The sequence below is a fragment of the Phnomibacter ginsenosidimutans genome, assembly GCF_009740285.1.
Classification (GTDB): Bacteria; Bacteroidota; Bacteroidia; order Chitinophagales; family Chitinophagaceae; genus Phnomibacter; species Phnomibacter ginsenosidimutans.
The window spans coordinates 2066898-2086097 of sequence record NZ_CP046566.1; the positions used below are offsets into that span (position 1 = coordinate 2066898).

Consider the following 19200-nt stretch of genomic DNA (forward strand, 5'->3'; position numbering starts at 1 on the left):
ACCAATCTTTGCCCAATCAATTTCATCAGATCAAACGAACCAAAAACAACACACCATGAAACCATTATCCTCACTGCTTGGTATCGCATTTTCAACATTGCTGGCTACAGGCCTGCAGGCGCAAACCACCACAAAAGGCGGACTTAAAGGACAGGTACAATCGGGGGGCAAGGGCGTAGACGCCGCCACAGTAGCATTATTAAAAACTAAAGATTCATCGCTGGTAAAGCTCAGTGTGAGCAATTCGGCAGGCCAATACGAACTAGAACAAATTTTGGCTGGTCAGTATTTGTTACGCATTTCTGCCGTAGGGTATCAGCCATCATTTACAAAAGCAACCATTGTAGCCGGAGAAACCAAGGATGCTGGAACCACAGAACTGGAAGCAGCCGCAGGAAAGTTGCAAGATGTAGTGGTAACGGTAAAAAAACCATTGGTGGAGCAAAAGCTTGACCGCACAGTGGTGAACATAGAGGGCCAGGCCAGCAATGCAGGTATCACAGCATTGGAGGTGTTGGAAAAATCGCCCGGCATCACTGTAGACAAAGACGGCAACATTAGCCTGAAAGGCAAGGCCGGCGTAATGGTATTGATTGATGGCAAACCCACTTACATGAGTGGCACCGATTTGGCCAACTACCTGCGCAACCTGCCAAGCAACCAATTGGAATTATTGGAAATTATGACCAATCCTCCCGCTAAATACGATGCTGCCGGCAATGCTGGTATCATCAATATCAAAACCAAAAAGAACAAGGCGAAAGGTTTCAATGGTTCATTTACGGTAGGGGGTGGCCAGGGTGTTTACCCTAAATTAAACAACAGCCTCAACCTGAATTATCGCAATAACAAGTGGAATTTGTTTGGCAACTATTCGTCTTATTACAACAAGAATTTTCAGGAGCTGGAATTGCAGCGGGTCTTTCGCAACCAGACCACTCAGCAAGTAGTGAGTAATTTTGAGCAAATCGCAAAGATGCGCCGCGAAAACATGGGGCACAATGCGAAGCTGGGTTTTGATTACTATGCCAGTAAAAAAACGACCTTGGGAGTTACGCTGACTGGTTTTAGCAACAAAAGCGACAATAGCAATACCAACAGTACCCTTATCAAAGACCCGTCAAATGTGCTTGTGTCTCGTACAGAAGCGGCCAATTCAATTGACATGCGCTTTAAAAACTGGGGCGCCAATGCCAACCTTCGTCACCAGTTTGACAGCACCGGACGTGAGCTGACTGCAGATGTGGATGTACTGCAATACCGCAACAAGAATGATCAGCATTTTGCCAACTACTTTTTTGATAAAGACGGCAGCAAACTGCAGGAAGATGAATACCTGCGTGGCGATTTGCCATCCACCATCAACATCTACAGTGCCAAGGTTGATTACACGCATCCGTTGAAAGGCAAGGCTCGTTTTGAGGCCGGTGTAAAAACCAGTATAGTAAAAACCGATAACGATGCCCGCTACACAGAGTTTGACCATAGCACCGGCAGCTGGATTATTGATACCGACCGCAGCAATCATTTCATTTATACTGAAAACATCAATGCGGCTTACGTGAACATGTCGAAAGAGTTTAGCAAAAAATGGAGTGGCCAGTTGGGGTTGCGGGCAGAAAACACCAATGCCAAAGGCGATCAGGTAACTTCATCACTCGACTTTACCCGTTCGTACACACAGTTATTTCCTACGGCATATGTTCAATATGCAGCCAATGAAAAACACAGCTTTGTGTTGAACTATGGCCGCCGCATTGAACGCCCTGACTACGAAGACATGAACCCGTTCATTTACTTCCTTGATAAATACACATATCAAACAGGCAACCCTAATCTGACACCACAGTTTGCACACAACATCGAACTGTCGCACAGCTTCAAAGGCTTTCTTAACACGACCATCAACTACACCCGCACCACGGATATGATGTCGGAAGTGTTTCGCCAGGATGATGCCACCAATACCACATTCGTTACCAAAGACAATGTGGCCAACAGCCGCCAGATTGGTGTAAGCATCAACGCAGGTGTGCCCGTAACCAAGTGGTGGAGAACCAACGTGTATGTGAATGCCTTTCACAACAAGTTTAGCGGTGAAATAAACGGTGGCTATCTCGAACTCGATATGAACGGTTGGATGACCAACATTCAAAACCAGTTTACTTTCAAAAAGGGTTGGGGTGGCGAAATCAGTGGTTTTTACCGCAGCCGTATGCTCGAAGGCGTATTGACTGCTCAGTCGATGGGCGTTATCAATTTTGCCGTAACCAAAAAAATGATGAAAGACAAAGGTCAATTGCGCCTCAACTTCCGTGATCCATTTGATCTGCAGTATTTCCGTGGTACCGTAAAATACCAGAACATTGATTTGCGCATCAAAAACCAGTGGGACAATCAGGTACTCAATATCAGCTTTACCTACCGTTTTGGTAAGCCGGTAAAAGGACCATCACCCCGCAAAAACGGTGGTGCCGGCGACGAACAAAACCGGGTAAAATCTGGCGGTAACTAATCGCATTTACATTTTGAGATTCTTACAGCAGGCAGGGCGGTTTTCCGTTCTGCCTGTTCGTTTCAGCAGGGTAGAAGACTATCTTTGCCCTCCAATAAAAGAAAACGATATGCCCAGTTTTGATATAGTAAGCAAGGTAGACGGCCAAACGCTGGATAACGCCGTAAACGTGACCCGTAAAGAAATCACCAACCGCTTCGATTTTAAAGGCAGCCATGTAGTGATGGATTTGGACAAGAAAACGTTTGTGCTGTCGCTGGAAGCGGATAGCGATATGAAAATGGAGCAAATGATTGATGTACTCATTAGCCGCAGCATTAAGCAGGGGCTCGATGGTCAGGCATTCGACCTTACCAAAGATGGTTTTCAAAGTGGCAAAGTGTGGAAGAAAGAAGTGCCCGTACGCAATGGCCTGAAGCAGGAAGACGCCAAGAAGATTGTGAAAATGATTAAGGACAGCGGCGCCAAAGTGCAGGCTGCCATTATGGATGATATTATTCGGGTGACGGGTAAAAAAATTGACGACCTGCAGGATGTGATTGCCAAATGCCGTGGCGGCAACTTTGGCATTCCGCTTCAATTCGTGAATATGAAGAGCTAAATTGCTGATAATCAGCAATTACAAATTTCTTGAAAAAGGTTTGCGCATTTCAATCTGATTGGCCTACTTTTGCCGACCATTAACCAACCCGGTCGCTGTCGGGTTGTAAAACAAAACATACTATGAAACAAGACATTCATCCTAAGAGCTACCGCTTCGTTGTTTTCAAAGACATGAGTAATGGCACTGCTTTTCTGAGCCGCTCTACTGCTGCCAGCAAAGAAACCATTACTTGGGAAGATGGTAACGAATACCCCTTGATTAAATTGGAAATTTCAAACACCAGCCACCCTTTCTACACTGGTAAAAACGTGTTGGTGGATACTGCTGGTCGTATTGATAAGTTCAAGAAGAAATACGCCAAGAAGTAATTCTAACGAACCATACTACCTGTTTAAAAACTCCTGCCTTTGGCGGGAGTTTTTATTTTTATACATCTGCTAATCTGCTGGAAAGAGTGACCGCTATTGGTAGTATATTGGCCCGCATTTCGCTAGTATTCATGATAGTTGTATACGATACCGCCCACAGTCGCCGACAGTTGTACCCCTTGTCTCTCACAAGGCCAATTGCCGATTTGCGAGTGGGTACAACTACGCTGGCCAACTGGTGGGCTATGCTGAGCCAGCTTCCAACAGCTACATTATCAGAAAAGTATTTGACATCAGTACTACCAGCCGCAGCTATCTATCATTGCATTGACGCTACAGTGTTGCCCAATGCTGAACTATGCGCTGCTATTGTACAAATGAAGCCTGGCGAAGTGTTGGAAGACGCCTCTGGGATCATTGCTTTTTGCACAACTCAGGCACCCGTTTTTGGGCAAATGCCTGTTTGGTCATCGGGCAAAACACTGGAGGTAACAGCAAAGCGTTTTGACCAAGCCAGCACTTTGGTGCAACTAAACCCAACATTCATACAGCAAACTTTATCGGATTCCAATCTGCTGTTGGCAAATGAATCGATTCGGCAAAGCAACACCGTGATAGGGGAAACTTTGCACATCGCTTCAACGGCGAGTATGCAGGCTTGTATTATCAATACAACCGATGGCCCTGTCATTATTGATGAGCATGCATTCGTAATGGAGGGTTGCATTATTCGCGGCCCGGTATACATTGGCAAAGGCACTGTTATAAAAGCCGGCGCAAAAATTTACGGTGGTACCAGCATTGGCCAACGCTGTACCGTTGGTGGCGAAATCAAACAGTCGATCATTCATAACTACAGCAACAAAGCCCACGATGGATATTTGGGTGACAGTTACATTGGCGAATGGTGCAATCTGGGCGCCGGCACCAGCAACAGCAATATCAAAAACACGGCTGGTGAAGTGAAAGTGTGGCAGCAGGCCTTACAAGGTTACATACCAGTAGGGGTAAAAGCAGGCACCATTATGGGCGACTATTCCAGAACCGCCATTAATACCAGCATCAATACCGGATGTTGCATTGGAGTGTGTTGCAGTTTACATGATGCTGGTATGGCGAGTGGTCATGTTCCCTCTTTCAGCTGGGGCCAGCATGAAAAGTATCAGCTCGAAAAAGCACTTGAACATATCCGCAATTGGAAGCAATTGAAAGGGCAGGAGCTAACCGAACAGGAAGCGCAAACGTTGGCGAATGTTTTCAATCACCATTCTGCTTGATAAATGTCAGTCTTTCATTTCCATATTCACTTGTAATTTCAACGTCGAAAATCAATTCAATCATCAACCCATATTTTCACAAATGAGAAAGTTTATTGCAGCCGCCAACTGGAAAATGAATTGCACCAAAGAGCAGGCTAAAACATTAGTAGAAGATTTACTCGCTATTTCACATACCCTCGACAAGCGTCATTTGGTGGTACTGGCAGTGCCTTATCCATACCTCATTATGGTGAAAGATTTGGTGGGCCAAAACAACGACTACTTTACTGTAGCCGCACAAAACGTACACCACAAAGACCATGGTGCTTACACCGGAGAAATTTCTGCCGCTATGCTGGCATCTATTGGTGTGGAGTATGTAGTGATTGGCCACAGCGAACGCCGTGAACAATTTGGTGAGTCAAACGAATTGCTGGCACAGAAAATAAATATTGCACTTGAATATGGTTTGAAACCCATCTTCTGCTGCGGTGAGCCGTTGGAAGTACGTGAAGCCGGCAGTCAAAATGAATATGTGAAAAAACAACTACAGGAAAGCCTTTTTCATTTGAGCACTGAACAAATGAAAAATGTTGTGATTGCATACGAACCCATCTGGGCGATTGGTACAGGAAAAACTGCCAGTATCGAACAAGCACAAGACATGCATTTCCATCTGCGGGCCATGCTCATTAAGCAATATGATGAAAATGTAGCCAACTCTGTTTCTATTTTGTATGGTGGCAGCGTAAAAGCCGACAATGCTGAAGCCCTGTTCAACTGCCCATCTGTTGATGGTGGTTTGGTGGGTGGTGCCAGCCTCATAGCCGCCGACTTCGAAAAAATCATTGAAGGACTGAAGCGATAATCACAACAACAACCAACATAAAAAGCCAGTTACGCAAGTAGCTGGCTTTGTTTTTTCTATTGTTTAAAAAATTGCATCAATGCAAAACCGATGCACGTTGCAACCTGTCGTTGATGGCCTGCCCGATGCCTTCATTGGGAAATGGTTCTACCAAAATAGCATCGGCACCAAAATTGTCTGCATTTCGCATGCTGGCAAACAGCTTACTCGCCACTTCATCAATACGAGAATCGTTCGATAGTGAAATCACTCGCAATAATGTGGTTGTGGCTGGAAAGTGATAAGCTGCAGCTATTGCTTCTTCATTTCCCCAACCCATGATGATCACTCTTTTGTCAGCTGCCAATGCACTTGTATCAGTGGCTTTGCCCAAATACAAAGGAGTATGTGTTGCGTAATGGGTTTTGAGCATTCCGGGTGCTACAGGGTGATCTTCAGCATGAGTTTTCAGCACAGGTGTAACGCCTGCTATTCTGGCTATGTCTTCCATACTCACTTTGCCCGTTCTGCGGATAATCAATTGTCCGTCTTCTTCATCCACTATAGTGCTTTCAACACCCACTGTGCACGTGCCACCATCCAATATGTAAGGAATTCTCCCATGTAAACCTTCATACACATGGGCGGCAGTAACAGGACTTACATACCCAAATCGGTTGGCACTTGGCGCCACCAATGGAAAATCGAGTTGTTTCAACAGGGCTTGGGTGACAGGATGTGCAGGAAGACGTACTGCCACTTTTGAGCTGCCGGCCGTTACCACATCACTCACAATCGTAGGATTTTTATCCAACAAAAAAGTAATTGGGCCGGGGCTGAAAGTATTCATCAGCAGCTTCATCACAGGTGAAATATGGAGCACATATTTTTTAACTGCATCAATATCCGGCACGTGCAAAATCAACGGATTAAAACGGGGCCGGTCTTTTGCCAGAAATATTTTCAAAACGGCTTCTTCCTTCAAGGCATTGCCCGCCAAACCATACACCGTTTCTGTAGGAATAGCAACAAGCTCTGCTTTACGCAACCAGTCTGCAGCAGCAACAATGTCTGTTCCGATTATTGTATCAAAAGAAGAAGAAGTCATTGGCGCAAAGTTGCCACAATATCATTCGCCAGCAAATTTGAATATGGCCATGTCAATCGGTTGGCTGCTCAAATCCAGTGGAATCAATTCTTCCCAGGCTGCAATTTGAAAAGCTTCATATCCTTTTTGCTCAAGCCAATCACTAATGTGCTTGGCTGATCCACCCAACGCCTGCAAATGCCGGTCATCGAGTTCCAACAAAAGTGTAGGATGATACGCATCAATCAGCTGCTCCATGCCTTGCAGCGCCAGCCATTCTGCCCCTTCAATATCCATTTTAATTATGTCGGGTATCGGGGCGTTCATTTCTGACAGCCATTCACCCAGACCTATCACTGCTACATCAAATGTTTCATTGGTTAAGGTGTTCGCCAGCGTTGCCATGCCGCGGTTATCGGCACCCGATTGATGAAGGGTGAGTGTTTGTTTTTCTTTTCCTATGGCCAGCGGTACTATTTCAAGATTTGGCAACGGTGGATTCAATTGAACATTAGACTGAAGGCGATTTAAGTTCACAGGTGAGGGCTCAAATGCTTTGACAGTAAGCTGCGGATACAATTTTGCTGCCTGCAATGCATAATAGCCAATGTTGGCACCGATATCGTAAAAGCATTTTGCGGTGGCGAGTTCTTGTATGAGCCATTTGGTTTCCCGCAATTCATATCCTCCGTACCACAAAATTTGACGTTCGATGTGTTCAGCCAATTTGCAATGCAGCTGTACACCGTTGCCCAGTGGCTTTACAAAATCTATGTCCATCCATTGCTGGCGTTTAGCCAGTTGTATAAAGTATTTGAGCCCACGATGAGGAAATGGAAAACGACCAATGTACCATTGAATAAGCTGCTGCAACATCGGGCTAAAAATAATGATACTTTTGAATGCGATGGTCGATCAGCAAGGTTATGTATTGTGGTTATGTAGTTGGTATCCAAACAAATTGGAACCTCTTGCCGGCGATTTTATCCAGCGCCATGCCAAAGCCGTTGCTGCAAAATTACCCGTTCACGTTTTGACTATCGTGGTCGATGAGTCGGCACAAATTACCCGGAAAATGTTGGTTGAAAAAAGGGTAGAAGGCCATCTCACGGAAACAATTGTATATGTTCATTTGGGTTTAAAAGGACCAAAAATTTGGCAGAAATGGCAACAATGGAAAGCCATGCAGCGGGTGATGTTCGAGCAAACCAACCTGTTAGAAAAAACGGTCGGCAAGCCTTTACTCATTCATGCCCATGTGGCTATCTACGCTGGTTTATTGGCGCATCAATTGGCACTACATTGGCAGCTGCCGTATTACATTTCCGAACACTGGACTGAATACCTACCCGAAGCGCAGCCTAACTTTAGAAAGGCCAACCCATGGCTAAGATGGCAATGGCGCAAATCCATGAGAGCAGCCGACAATCGTTCTGCAGTATCATCGTATCTGGCAGAAACACTTCGTGACATGTGTGGTAAACCTGTGTTGCGCATACCCAATGTGGTAGATACAAGCATTTTTGCCCCACAGGCCACTACTGCGGACCGTACAAGGTTGATTCACATTTCTACTTTCAGCCATCAAAAGCAGCCATTACAAATTTTACAGGCATTTGCGCAGTTGTTGGCCGACAAACCCAAGGCATTGTTGGTAATGATTGGCCCGGAAAGGCCCGCATTGAAAGCTGCGGCAACCATGCTCGGCATCGGGCATGCCGTACAATGGCAAACTGAAGTACCGCAACAGCAACTAGTTCATGAAATGGCCCAAAGCAAAGCGCTGATCCTTTATTCGGCCTTTGAAACCTTTGGATGTGTTGTAATAGAAGCCTGGGCTACCGGCATCCCGGTTATTGCTTCAGACATACCGCCCATGCGGGAATTGCTCAACAACCGGCCAGGAAATTGGCTGGTACCCCTCAACAATACAGCTGCATTAGCCGCGGCTATGTCGGAGGCTTTGGCATCCAAAAAGAAGGTTAATCCGTCGGGATTCATGCAGCTAGATTTGGCTGAATTTTCCTTTGAAAATGTAGCAGAAGCTTTTTACAAGTTTTATGGTATAAACATGCTGTAATCAGCATCGTGTAATTGATTGATTTTCATTGTACTTCAAGTATGGTAGAATGTGGGTAAAATAAGGACTTATCCACCCTCAGATAAGGCTGTTTTCCGGTACATTTGTCACCCTTGTAAACACACTTATGGAAGATCAGCAACTGCCACAGCAGACAAACGATTTCAACAGAATAATTCAGGTCAATATTGAGGAGCAAATGAAAACCGCTTACATCGATTATTCGATGTCGGTTATCGTTGGCCGTGCTCTACCCGATGTACGTGATGGTTTGAAACCTGTACACCGTCGTGTGCTCTATGCCATGAACGAATTGGGACTTGATTTCGGAAAGCCTTTTAAGAAAAGTGCCCGTATTGTGGGTGAAGTAATGGGTAAGTATCACCCGCATGGCGACTTGTCTATTTACGACACTATGGTGCGGATGGCCCAAGACTGGAACATGCGATACACGTTGGTTGATGGTCAGGGTAACTTTGGTAACCAGGATGGTGACCCACCGGCAGCCATGCGTTATACCGAAGCCCGCCTGCAAAAGCTGGCTGAAAGCATTCTGGTAGATATCGAAAAAGAAACCGTTGATTTTCAATTGAACTTCGACGATAGTATGGAAGAACCCACTGTTCTTCCAACCCGTATACCGCAGTTGTTGGTAAATGGCGCCAGTGGTATTGCCGTTGGTATGGCAACCAACATGATGCCGCATAACCTTGGCGAAGTGGTGGATGGCTGTATCGCCTATATCGACAACAAAGAGATTACCGCCGAGGAGCTCATTAAATACGTAAAGGCTCCCGATTTCCCAACTGGTGGTGTTATTCATGGTTTTGAAGGCATCAAACAAGGATTCCTTACAGGCCGCGGCAGGGTAGTACTTCGTGGTAAAGCCACAGTGGAAACCGATGACAAGGGCCGCGATAAAATCATCATTACCGAAGTACCTTATCAGGTAAACCGCGATACACTGACCGACAAAATTGGTCAGTTGGTGAATGAAAAGATTATCGAAGGTATCTCCAACGTTAACAATGAAAGTAACCTTAAAGAAGGCACCCGTGTTGTACTCGACCTGAAGAGAGATGCTGTTCCGCAAGTAATAATCAATCAGTTATACAAGTTAACTGAACTTCAAACTTCATACGGCATCAACAATGTAGCGCTGGTAAGAGGCCGTCCAAGAATCTTGAATCTGAGAGATCAGATTAGTGAGTTCGTAAACTTCCGCCATGAAGTTGTAGTACGTAGAACCAAGTTTGAACTGCGCAAGGCAGAAGAACGTGCCCATATTTTGCAAGGTTATCTGATTGCCTTGGATCATTTGGACGAAGTGATTCAACTGATTAGAAGCTCGGCCACTCCGGAAATTGCCCGTGAAGGTTTGATCAGCAATTTCGGCATGACTGAAATCCAGGCACGTGCCGTACTTGATTTGCGTTTGCAGCGCCTCACCGGCATGGAACGAGACAAGATCAAAGAAGAGTATGAAGAAATCATGAAACTCATTGACCATTTGAATATGATTTTGGGCAATGAGGACATGCGTTACGATATCATTAAAACAGAATTGCTCGAAGTAAAAGAGAAATTTGGTGATGCCCGACGCACTGAAATACAATACCTTGCCGATGAAATTTCTTTGGCGGATCTTATTGAGCAAGAAGACGTTGTGGTGACTATATCAAATCTTGGCTACATTAAAAGAACCAGCTCCAGCGAATTCAGATTGCAACGCCGTGGAGGCCGTGGTGCCCGGGGTAGCCGTACCCGTCAGGAAGATTGGATTGAGCATATGTTTGTGGCCAATACCCACCATACATTGTTATTCTTTACTGAAAAAGGGCGTCTGTACTGGTTGAAAGTGTATGAAATTCCGGAAGGAGATAAGAACAGCAAGGGCAGGGCTATTCAGAATTTGATGCAGCTGCCTGGTGATGATAAGGTTCGGGCAATCATCGACATCGCCAATCTTGACGACAAAGAGTTTGTACAGAAACATTACATAGTTTTATGTACCCGTAAAGGCGTGATTAAAAAGACTTCGCTGGAAGATTTCAGCCGTCCAAGATCAACGGGTGTAAATGCTATTACTATCGTAGAAGGTGACCAGTTGCTGGAAGCTAAACTGACCAATGGGGAAAGTGAAATCATGATGGCCGTACAATCAGGTCGTGCCATTCGTTTCCCTGAGGAAAAAGTTAGATCAACCGGCAGGGGGAGCCATTGGCGTTGGCGGTATTGAGGTGGATGATGCCAACGACGAAGTAATTGGCATGATCTGCGTTCAAAAAGAAGACCTCGACAAACGCATGATTCTGGTGGTGAGTGAAAAAGGCTTTGGTAAGAAAACACCAATTGACGAGTACCGGACTACCAATCGCGGCGGTAAAGGTGTTAAAACAATCAGTATTACTGAAAAGACTGGTAACCTGGTAGGAATTTTGACCGTATCAGATGAGGAAGATTTGATGATTACCTGCAAAAGCGGCATTACGATTCGTACGGGGGTAGATAGCATTCGGGAAGCCGGTAGAGCTACACAAGGTGTGAAATTGATACGATTGGAGGATGATGACGCCATTGCAGCTGTAACCCAAATGGCCAAAGAAGAAGAGGAGGAAAACCTGCTGAATGAAGAAGGTGCCGACGTTGCAGGAGAGATTTCGACTGAAACAAATGAACCTGACGCTGAGCAAAACCAACCTGATGATGCTGCTCCTTTAGCTGAGGATGCAGGTGAATAATTTGTAACAACACATTGTAAACCAATATTTCGATCATGAAACGTTTCGTATTGAGCCTGGCCCTAACAGGGTTAATTTCATCCGTTGCGATGGCGCAATTTGATGAAGTGAAAAACATGCTGGCCATTCAGCAGTACAAAAAAGCTAAGGAGCAATTGGACCAATTGCTGACCAAGCCTAAAAATGCTGCAAAGCCAGAAGCACATATTTTGAAAGCTACCATTTTGGCTTACCTTATGAATGACCCGGCAAATGAAGCACAGGCGACTCAGCTTCGTCAGGAGTCAATCGATGCGTATAAAAAGTACATGGAGCAAAGATCCAGCGAAGCCATTGATTGTAGATCCTCAATATGCCAATGCGCCAATCGCTTACTATTCCAGCTTTTTCAACGAAGGCATTAAAGGTTACAATAAGAAGGATTGGCCTAATGCTTCTGCCAGCTTTAAGCAAACCGTTGAATGGAGCGATTTCATCATAGCCAACAAACTGGCTAAAATGGAATTCGATACTTCAGCAAACTTGCTGGCTGGTGCCGCTTTTCAAAATGACAAGAAAGACGACGCAGCCATCCCATACTTCACCCGTCTGACAGACAAGAAGATTGGTGGCGATGACAATGAGTTTGTGTACCAATTTTTGATGGGTTATTATTTCCGTAAGGAAGATGCTGCAAACTTTGAAAAGTACCGGGCATTAGGCAAGGAGTTGTATCCTAAAAGTGAATACTTTACCTATAGCGAAATAGACTTCATTATGTCTATGGAAGATGAGGCTGAAAAGGAAAAACGCATTGAAGCCAAAATTGCCAAGGAGCCAACCAACATTGAACTGATTCAGAATTACGGTTTCATTTTGTTTGATAAGCTAAATGCTGAAGATGCCAAGCCAGTGACCAACTACGCTGAATTGGAGCAAAAAATGATTAACTACTTGAGCCAGGCAGGTGACAATAAGCCTGATGATGGCAAGCCTTATTATTATTTGGGAAACCACTTTGTAAACAAAGGTGTGAAAATCAATCAGGACATCAGCAAAGTAACTGACGACATTAAAAAGGCCAATGCTTCAGCCAAGCCAGACAAAACCGGCAAATTACCTCCGCCTCCAAAAGAGTTGACAGATAAGCGGGATGCGCTGAAAAAAGCTTACAATGATGAAATTGAGAAGGGTTTACCATTCTTGCTGAAATCTGCAGAAGCTTATGGAAAGCATACCGATTTGAAAGGCATGGAGTTGCAGAACTACAAGCGTCTTGTTGACCAACTGATTCTCATTTACGGAGACAAGAAAATTGCTAGTAAGGTTCCTGCTGACAAAGCCAAGTTTGAAGCTGAGGAGAAGAAATGGAATGCCATTTATACAAAGATTTCTCACTAAGAAAGAGGATAGAAACAAGCCGCACTCCTGCGGCTTGTTTTACAATTATCTACTTAACATAATATTAATTATAGCAATAATTGGTAAATTCATTTAGTATGAACATTTCAACAAATACAGTCACTTAGGTTGATTGAAGTTTTATTTTCACGATTCTAAATATTCTGTCACTCTGAAACCTGATGATTGATGCGCCGTAGAAAATTTGTACAACTTGCTTCATTGCTCCCAAGTGGTTTGTTATTAAATAAGGCTAATGCAAGTCCAAAATCTGAAGAATTAAATACCGGAAAAGTTTCACCAGTGGTGATTAGCACTTGGGCACCAAATGTAAAAGCTAATGCGGTAGCTTGGCAAGTACTAATGAATGGCGGAAATGCACTTGATGCTGTACATCAGGGCGTGATGGTTCCGGAAGCCGATCCTGATGACCAAAGTGTAGGTTATGGAGGATTACCTGATCGTGATGGCCGGGTAACACTTGATGCATGCATCATGGACCATCAGTTCAATATTGGTTCTGTTATGTATCTGGAGCATATTGTACACGCCATCACGGTGGCCCGTTTGGTGATGGAAAAAACACCTCACGTTCAAATTGTGGGTGAAGGTGCATTGCGTTTGGCCTTAGAGCACGGTATGAAAAAGGAAAATCTCCTGACTGAAAAAAGTGAAAAAGCCTGGAGAGAATGGTTGAAAACAGCACAGTATAGTCCTATGACAACAGTAGAAAACCTACTGGAGCGTATAAAAAACAATCATGATACCATTGGCATGCTGGCGCTAGACCAACATGGAAATCTTTCAGGAGCCTGTACTACCAGTGGTATGGCATACAAAATGCAAGGTCGAATTGGTGATTCACCTATTATTGGCGCTGGCTTATACGTTGATAATGAAGTGGGTGGTGCAACTGCTACAGGTGTTGGTGAAGAAGTGGTACGGGTTTGTGGCAGCCATAGTGTGGTAGAATATATGCGCCATGGCTACTCGCCTGCCGATGCTTGTAAAGAAGCCGTAAAGCGATTGGTAAAGGCACGTGGTGAGACCTTGGCTAGAAAATTGCAGATAGGATTTATTGCATTAAACAAAAAAGGTGAAACAGGTTGCTACTCATTAAATGGTGATTTTACAATGGCGCAACGGAACCAGCAAGGTGAAAAAGTAATTCAGTCTCCTGCCCTGTTGCCCAAAAGCTAATGTTTGAACTTTAAAGATTTCCACTTATCTTACTCTTACCCAAATGAAGGTTATGTTACGTTGGAGAAAATATTTATCCGTTGCTCTTCTTGGAGTACTATTGGTTCCAAGCTGGAACTGCAAAAAGGCAATTGAGAATGCGCAGGAAGATTTCGTAGTAAGCCTGATAACCAATAACTTATGGGTAATAACATTATACAGCGAAAATGGTACTGACCAAACAGCACTTTTCAATGGCTACGATTTTAAGTTCAACAAAGACCTCACTGTTTATGGTAGAATAGCTGGTCAGCCTGACGCTGCAGGCACCTGGAAAGGAGACGCTGCAGCAATGACCATTACATCAGCTTTTCCTAACGGACCGGCACCGCTCAGTAAACTAACAGGTGTTTGGAACATTACCCGTACAACTTTAACCTCCGTCAAATCAACCCGAACGGAAAATGGTGTGGTGTACAATCTGGATTTGCAGAAAAAATAATCTGTGTAACCTTTTGATTACCAAAGATTTCGGGGGCATAAGTCGCCCCATTTATTGCCAAGCATAAAGCCAAGTACAATTTCATGGGTACCCTTGGTAAAGTTTTGTAAGGGTGAAGTGGTGTAATCATAAGCATATCCAATATTGAAGACATTGGATATGTTCACCCCCAACATCGCACTCAAACCATCGTTTACCCGATAACCAGCGCCTAACCAGATTCTGTCTCTGTATTGGGCTTTCACATTTAAATCTACGCCCAATGGCAGTGGATCTACATATCGGATAACTGCCGATGGAATAATACTGAAATCTTCGCCGGCATACAATTTATATCCTGCAGTAAAAAATAAGTGCGGATATGATTTGGCATTGGTGGTCAGTGTGTTACCCGAAAACTCCAGTCCCTGATTCATGATTTGTTGTGCAGAAATACCAGCAAAAAAATCGGCACTGTACAACCACAAACCTGCATTTACATCGGGTCTGAGTTTGTTGAGATAACCGCTTGATGCCACTGCCGGGTCGATGGGATTATCAAATAAGAGTTTGGAAGTGTTTAGGGAATTGTTGGTGACCCCAACACTGATACCGCCGGACAAGCTGGTGCGTGGCCCGATTCCCAAATGATACGCATATGTGCCATAGGCCGAAAAACGGTTTAAGGCACCTGTACGATCATTAATCATGGTAAAGCCCCAACCATGGTGCGGCTTAGCGGATGTGTAAGATTCCCAATAGGCTCTTCCCCTGGGGTTTTCTCCTTCTGGTGAAAAAGTTGTGGGGTTAGTGCGGCTATCTTCTTTACCAATAGAACCATGAACGGTGACATACGTGGTAACAGGTGCATCCAATATACCCACCCACTGGTGACGGTGACTGATCTTGATATCTGTGTAATTTTCAATACCAGCTACAGCGGGGTTAATGATGTAATTGTTCAGTATGTACTGAGTATAGTGTGGCCTTTGCTGTGCCTGTACCAGTTGGTTACAAACTAAAGCCAACAATACCAGTGCAACTGTTTTTATCCTGTTCATTAAGCTGCTTTTTTGCGTCAACATCATCTTAATATTGTAACCGATCCGCTCATGGCTTTACGTCCATTCTTTGGATCAATGATATAATAATATACACCTACAGGCAATTCTTTTCCCGCCTTTTTACCATCCCAAGGAGTGTTGTATCCAATACTTTCAAAAATCATTTTGCCATATCTGTCAAACACTTTTACGGATGCACCAATGTAACTGTTGAGATAACGTATGTTCCATACATCATTAATGCCATCCCCATTTGGACTAAACACATTGGGTATAACAGGCGCCAGCAACACTTTTACAAACACGTCATCGGAACTGCTACAACCGCCTGCACCGGTTACAGTGAGTACATAGGTTCTATCAACCGTTGGTTTGGTAACCGGCTGCAATGTATTCGGGTTGTTCAAATCCGTAACCGGACTCCAACGATACACATAATTGCTACTGCCGGTAGCTGTTGCAGCAATGGTTGCCTGCCCTCCTTCCAATACAAACAAATCGGGGCCGGCATTAACCACAGGGTAAGGATGAATAATGGGTACCCGCTCAGCTGTATCGGATACACAACCTTTATCAGTTATGTAATACAACTTTGCAACAAAAGAGCCTGCACTAGTATAAGTGTGGACCGGTGATGCGAGATTGCTACTATTGCCATCGCCAAACTGCCAAATCCAACTAGTGATGGTTTGAGTCAATGGGTTACTCTGATCTTCAAAAGTGATGGATTCTCCCAAACAAACGCCTGTTGGAGTTACCGCAAAATTTGCCATCGGTTGTGGATAGACTTCCGTCAAACTTTTTGTCAATGAATCGCTACAACCGTCTTTTGAAGTGACTTTCAATTTGACTGCGTAAGTACCAACAGAAGGATAATTATAAACCGGATCTTTGAGCGTACTCACGGCATTCGGTAAGCCAAAATTCCAGCTGTAAGCAAACTGAGCAGCACTGCCATCGGCAATGGTACTTTTATTGGTAAAAGCTGCTACCCCTGCTGGCATACATACCACAGGCAAATCGAAATCTACCAACGGCACGGCATGTATCTGGAAACTACTTGTGGCTGGCAAGCTCACACAGCCACTATCCGTTACAACTATCAGTTGTGCAGCTATGGTGCCGGTTTGCTGATAAACATGGGAAACTATTGAACCAGTATTTGTAATGGTGCTATTGCCATCGCCAAAGTTCCATTGCCATTGCTGCAATTGATTGGCATTTGGTGTAGAGGCATTTGAAAACAAAACTGATTGGTTGACACAAGTGGGATTTAAAACACTGAACGCTGCGGTAGGTCTGGGCCACACTGTAATTTGCTGTGTTGCAGAATCACGGCAGCCGGCATCGCTGGTGAATGTGTAACGCAGCATGTGTATTCCTGCACCAGTAATGTCTGGTGAAAACAATCCAGCATCATCAATACCGAGTCCTGCATAGACTCCGGTTCCCAAAGCACCTGTTTGTTCACTGGCCTGAACAATTAATCGCGGAATAGCATCTACACAAATGCCAGGTATGGTTTCAAATGATATGAGCGGTGTAGCAAATAAAGTGAGTGTTTGAGTGGTTTCATTCACACACACATCGCCAGAATAAGCAACAAACCGAATGACAACATCCTGCGAAGCTGGTGTGTTGAAAGAAGCATATTGATGCGTATACAATTTGTCGAAAGATGGTGTTTCATCAATTGTTGTATCTGTTGCCGATGGCCAGTTCCAATACACCACTACTTTGGTGATGCTACCAAAATTGACGGTGGATTTGTTTTGAATGATAACCGGAAGATTGCTACACTGCGGATTGTTTTTGTTCATAACATCAAAAACGGCAACGGGATTGTCACCGTTTACGGTGAGTGTTTGTGTCAATGAATCCTTACAACCAACACCGGAAGATGCCAGCAATTGCACCTGATAATTACCAACGGCACTGTATTTATGCTGCCCATCCAGCGTGGTAGCTGTGTTTTGACCAGGCAATGCATTGCCATCGCCAAACTGCCATTGCCACTGAATACCGGATAGATTGCCACCGGGTATTGTACTGTTGTTTTTGAAAAAAGCAAATGCATCAGTAAGACACACTTCAGGCAAGCTGAAATCTACCACCGGGAACTCTCCCACCTCTATTGGTAATGGAAAACTACTCATACAACCGGTGTTGGTTTCTACAAACAGCGTTACCGCTTTAGGTCCACTCGTATTAAACAACACTTTGGGATTGATAGAACTGGTGACAGTATCTCTTCGGTTTCCGTAATCCCAAATCCATCGTTCGATGTTGCCAATCGGTATAAAAGAATCATCTTCTAATTGAATGCTATCTCCAACACATGATGCGCCAGCTACCCTAAAGTTGGGAATAGGTACCGCACTTACCCGAACGGTTTGAGTACTGCTGTCAACACATCCGTCAGTAGAAATTATTTTTTGTTGAATGGTATAATCACCGGGAACCATGTAAGCTTTTGATGGCAGAGAACCGGCAGCAGTTGTATTGTCGCCAAAATCCCACAGCCATTGCGCAATGTTTCTGTCATGGGCCGTAGCGGTATTCATAAAGAAAACAGGATTGCCGATACAACCATTATTGGTAGCGGTAAAGCTGGCCTTGGGTTGAGGGTAAACAGTAACCAAAACACTATCTGTACTGCCACAACCCGGAAGGTTGGCAAACTCTGTCCGTAAATAATATTTCTGCACCACAGTGGAAGTGCCCGTATTGCTCAACGTTACTGTGGGATTAGCACTGTTGGTACTGCTCAAACCCACTGCTGGCGACCATGAGTATTGATATGCGGGATTGTTGGCAGCGCCAATTTGCACAGATGAATTATTACAAATGGCTGCATTCGTTCCGGCTTCGGATGGCGGCATTTCTGTGTAAATGCGTACATCTTTTATCGAATGTCTGTCTGTACTGCCACCTGTACTGGCGGTAAAACCGAAGTAGCCTAAAAAATTGAAAGTTTGAAAACCCGTTACCCGCTGCACACCATTTATTGAAACAGTAATGTTGCCTTTATCGTATTCAATTTTGCAAGTGTGGTACTGTCCGTTTCTGATGAAACTCAACGAACCATCATTGTTGTTTTTGGTAGGTTGACCGTTACATTCATCATATCCGTTTCCCCAGCGCAGCTCTATTTTAGGAACAGCATCTGTGCCGCAATTCAACCATGTATCAATGCCCACTTTCAAACCATTGGCAGTAGCCGGAATACCTAAGCCACCGCCGGCAACAAAGCCAACCGGAGGTACATCCAAATAGCAAAAGGCTAGGCCGTCGGCCGCTGAACCTTCCGCAATGCGAAATTGAAATTCTGCAATCCATTTAGAACATTGTGCCAGATTAATGGGCACATTATAAAACACTGAACCACTTTGGAAATTCACCGGATTGGTCAAAATCAATTCTCCATTTCCGGTATTGCTACCTGTGTTGCCGAGGTAAGCATTGCCTTGCAAATTCCACCCATTTGTATTGAGTGGTGTACCCGTCAATTGCGCAAACACATAGGATTGCGCCATTGCGTTCCTACTTGTTATCAGTACAACAAGTATCAGCAATATGTGCAGCAGCCTCCTCA

At 44.4% G+C, this 19200-nt stretch carries 16 protein-coding genes; 12 read left to right on the plus strand and 4 right to left on the minus strand.

The genetic code is table 11. The annotated features are described in order from the left end of the window. Positions 1–55 precede the first annotated feature (55 nt). The 5 genes from GLV81_RS09025 (at position 56) to tpiA (ending at position 5614) form a co-directional block, all read left to right on the plus strand. Positions 56–2515 (plus strand): TonB-dependent receptor, encoded by a 2460-nt coding sequence (locus tag GLV81_RS09025; RefSeq protein WP_197429051.1) that lies wholly within the window; start codon positions 56–58, stop codon positions 2513–2515. Between the two features lie 109 nt (positions 2516–2624). Beyond that, on the plus strand, positions 2625–3116 hold the full coding sequence (locus GLV81_RS09030) for a YajQ family cyclic di-GMP-binding protein (RefSeq protein WP_157478576.1): 492 nt from the start codon (positions 2625–2627) through the stop codon (positions 3114–3116). Between the two features lie 122 nt (positions 3117–3238). Beyond that, the gene (locus GLV81_RS09035) at positions 3239–3487 is read left to right on the plus strand and encodes a type B 50S ribosomal protein L31 (protein ID WP_157478577.1); all 249 of its coding nucleotides are present in this window, start codon (positions 3239–3241) and stop codon (positions 3485–3487) included. 131 nt (positions 3488–3618) lie between these two features. Beyond that, positions 3619–4764, plus strand: a complete 1146-nt coding sequence (locus tag GLV81_RS09040; RefSeq protein ID WP_157478578.1) for a putative sugar nucleotidyl transferase — start codon at positions 3619–3621, stop codon at positions 4762–4764. A gap of 82 nt (positions 4765–4846) precedes the next feature. After that, a complete protein-coding gene (tpiA, locus tag GLV81_RS09045; protein WP_157478579.1) occupies positions 4847–5614 on the plus strand; it encodes a triose-phosphate isomerase in 768 nt (255 codons plus the stop codon). Positions 5615–5690: 76 nt separating this feature from the next. On the opposite strand, the gene GLV81_RS09050 is transcribed toward tpiA, so the two are convergent. Further along, the gene (locus tag GLV81_RS09050) at positions 5691–6701 is read right to left on the minus strand and encodes an L-threonylcarbamoyladenylate synthase (RefSeq protein WP_157478580.1); all 1011 of its coding nucleotides are present in this window, start codon (positions 6699–6701) and stop codon (positions 5691–5693) included. Positions 6702–6722: 21 nt separating this feature from the next. Then, a complete protein-coding gene (locus GLV81_RS09055) occupies positions 6723–7556 on the minus strand; it encodes an FkbM family methyltransferase (protein ID WP_157478581.1) in 834 nt (277 codons plus the stop codon). Positions 7557–7755: 199 nt separating this feature from the next. Between GLV81_RS09055 and GLV81_RS09060 the strand changes: the two genes are divergently transcribed. The 7 genes from GLV81_RS09060 to GLV81_RS09085 all read left to right on the plus strand — a co-directional run bounded on the left by GLV81_RS09060 (position 7756) and on the right by GLV81_RS09085 (position 14562). Next, positions 7756–8760, plus strand: coding sequence for a glycosyltransferase (locus GLV81_RS09060; RefSeq protein ID WP_343030622.1), 1005 nt, complete (start codon positions 7756–7758; stop codon positions 8758–8760). 127 nt (positions 8761–8887) lie between these two features. Next, positions 8888–10999 carry a DNA gyrase subunit A gene (gyrA, locus tag GLV81_RS09065; RefSeq protein WP_246186346.1) on the plus strand — a complete coding sequence of 704 codons (2112 nt, stop codon included), beginning with the start codon at positions 8888–8890 and terminating at the stop codon, positions 10997–10999. Position 11000: 1 nt separating this feature from the next. Further along, the gene (locus tag GLV81_RS20225; protein ID WP_246186347.1) at positions 11001–11501 is read left to right on the plus strand and encodes a DNA gyrase C-terminal beta-propeller domain-containing protein; all 501 of its coding nucleotides are present in this window, start codon (positions 11001–11003) and stop codon (positions 11499–11501) included. A 35-nt stretch (positions 11502–11536) separates the two neighbouring features. After that, positions 11537–11905 (plus strand): hypothetical protein, encoded by a 369-nt coding sequence (locus GLV81_RS09070; protein WP_157478583.1) that lies wholly within the window; start codon positions 11537–11539, stop codon positions 11903–11905. Next, positions 11835–12881: a hypothetical protein gene (locus tag GLV81_RS09075; RefSeq protein ID WP_157478584.1), complete on the plus strand. Its 1047-nt coding sequence runs from the start codon at positions 11835–11837 to the stop codon at positions 12879–12881. Before GLV81_RS09070 ends, GLV81_RS09075 begins: the two co-directional genes overlap by 71 nt. A gap of 189 nt (positions 12882–13070) precedes the next feature. After that, complete coding sequence (locus GLV81_RS09080) at positions 13071–14081, plus strand: isoaspartyl peptidase/L-asparaginase family protein (RefSeq protein WP_157478585.1); 1011 nt, start codon at positions 13071–13073, stop codon at positions 14079–14081. A gap of 52 nt (positions 14082–14133) precedes the next feature. Next, positions 14134–14562: a hypothetical protein gene (locus tag GLV81_RS09085; protein WP_157478586.1), complete on the plus strand. Its 429-nt coding sequence runs from the start codon at positions 14134–14136 to the stop codon at positions 14560–14562. 17 nt (positions 14563–14579) lie between these two features. Here GLV81_RS09085 and GLV81_RS09090 read toward each other — a convergent pair whose 3' ends face one another. Both GLV81_RS09090 and GLV81_RS09095 read right to left on the minus strand, forming a co-directional pair. Continuing rightward, positions 14580–15602: a PorP/SprF family type IX secretion system membrane protein gene (locus GLV81_RS09090; RefSeq protein ID WP_157478587.1), complete on the minus strand. Its 1023-nt coding sequence runs from the start codon at positions 15600–15602 to the stop codon at positions 14580–14582. A 23-nt stretch (positions 15603–15625) separates the two neighbouring features. After that, positions 15626–19141 (minus strand): PKD domain-containing protein, encoded by a 3516-nt coding sequence (locus tag GLV81_RS09095; protein WP_197429054.1) that lies wholly within the window; start codon positions 19139–19141, stop codon positions 15626–15628. Between the last annotated feature and the right edge of the window lie 59 nt (positions 19142–19200).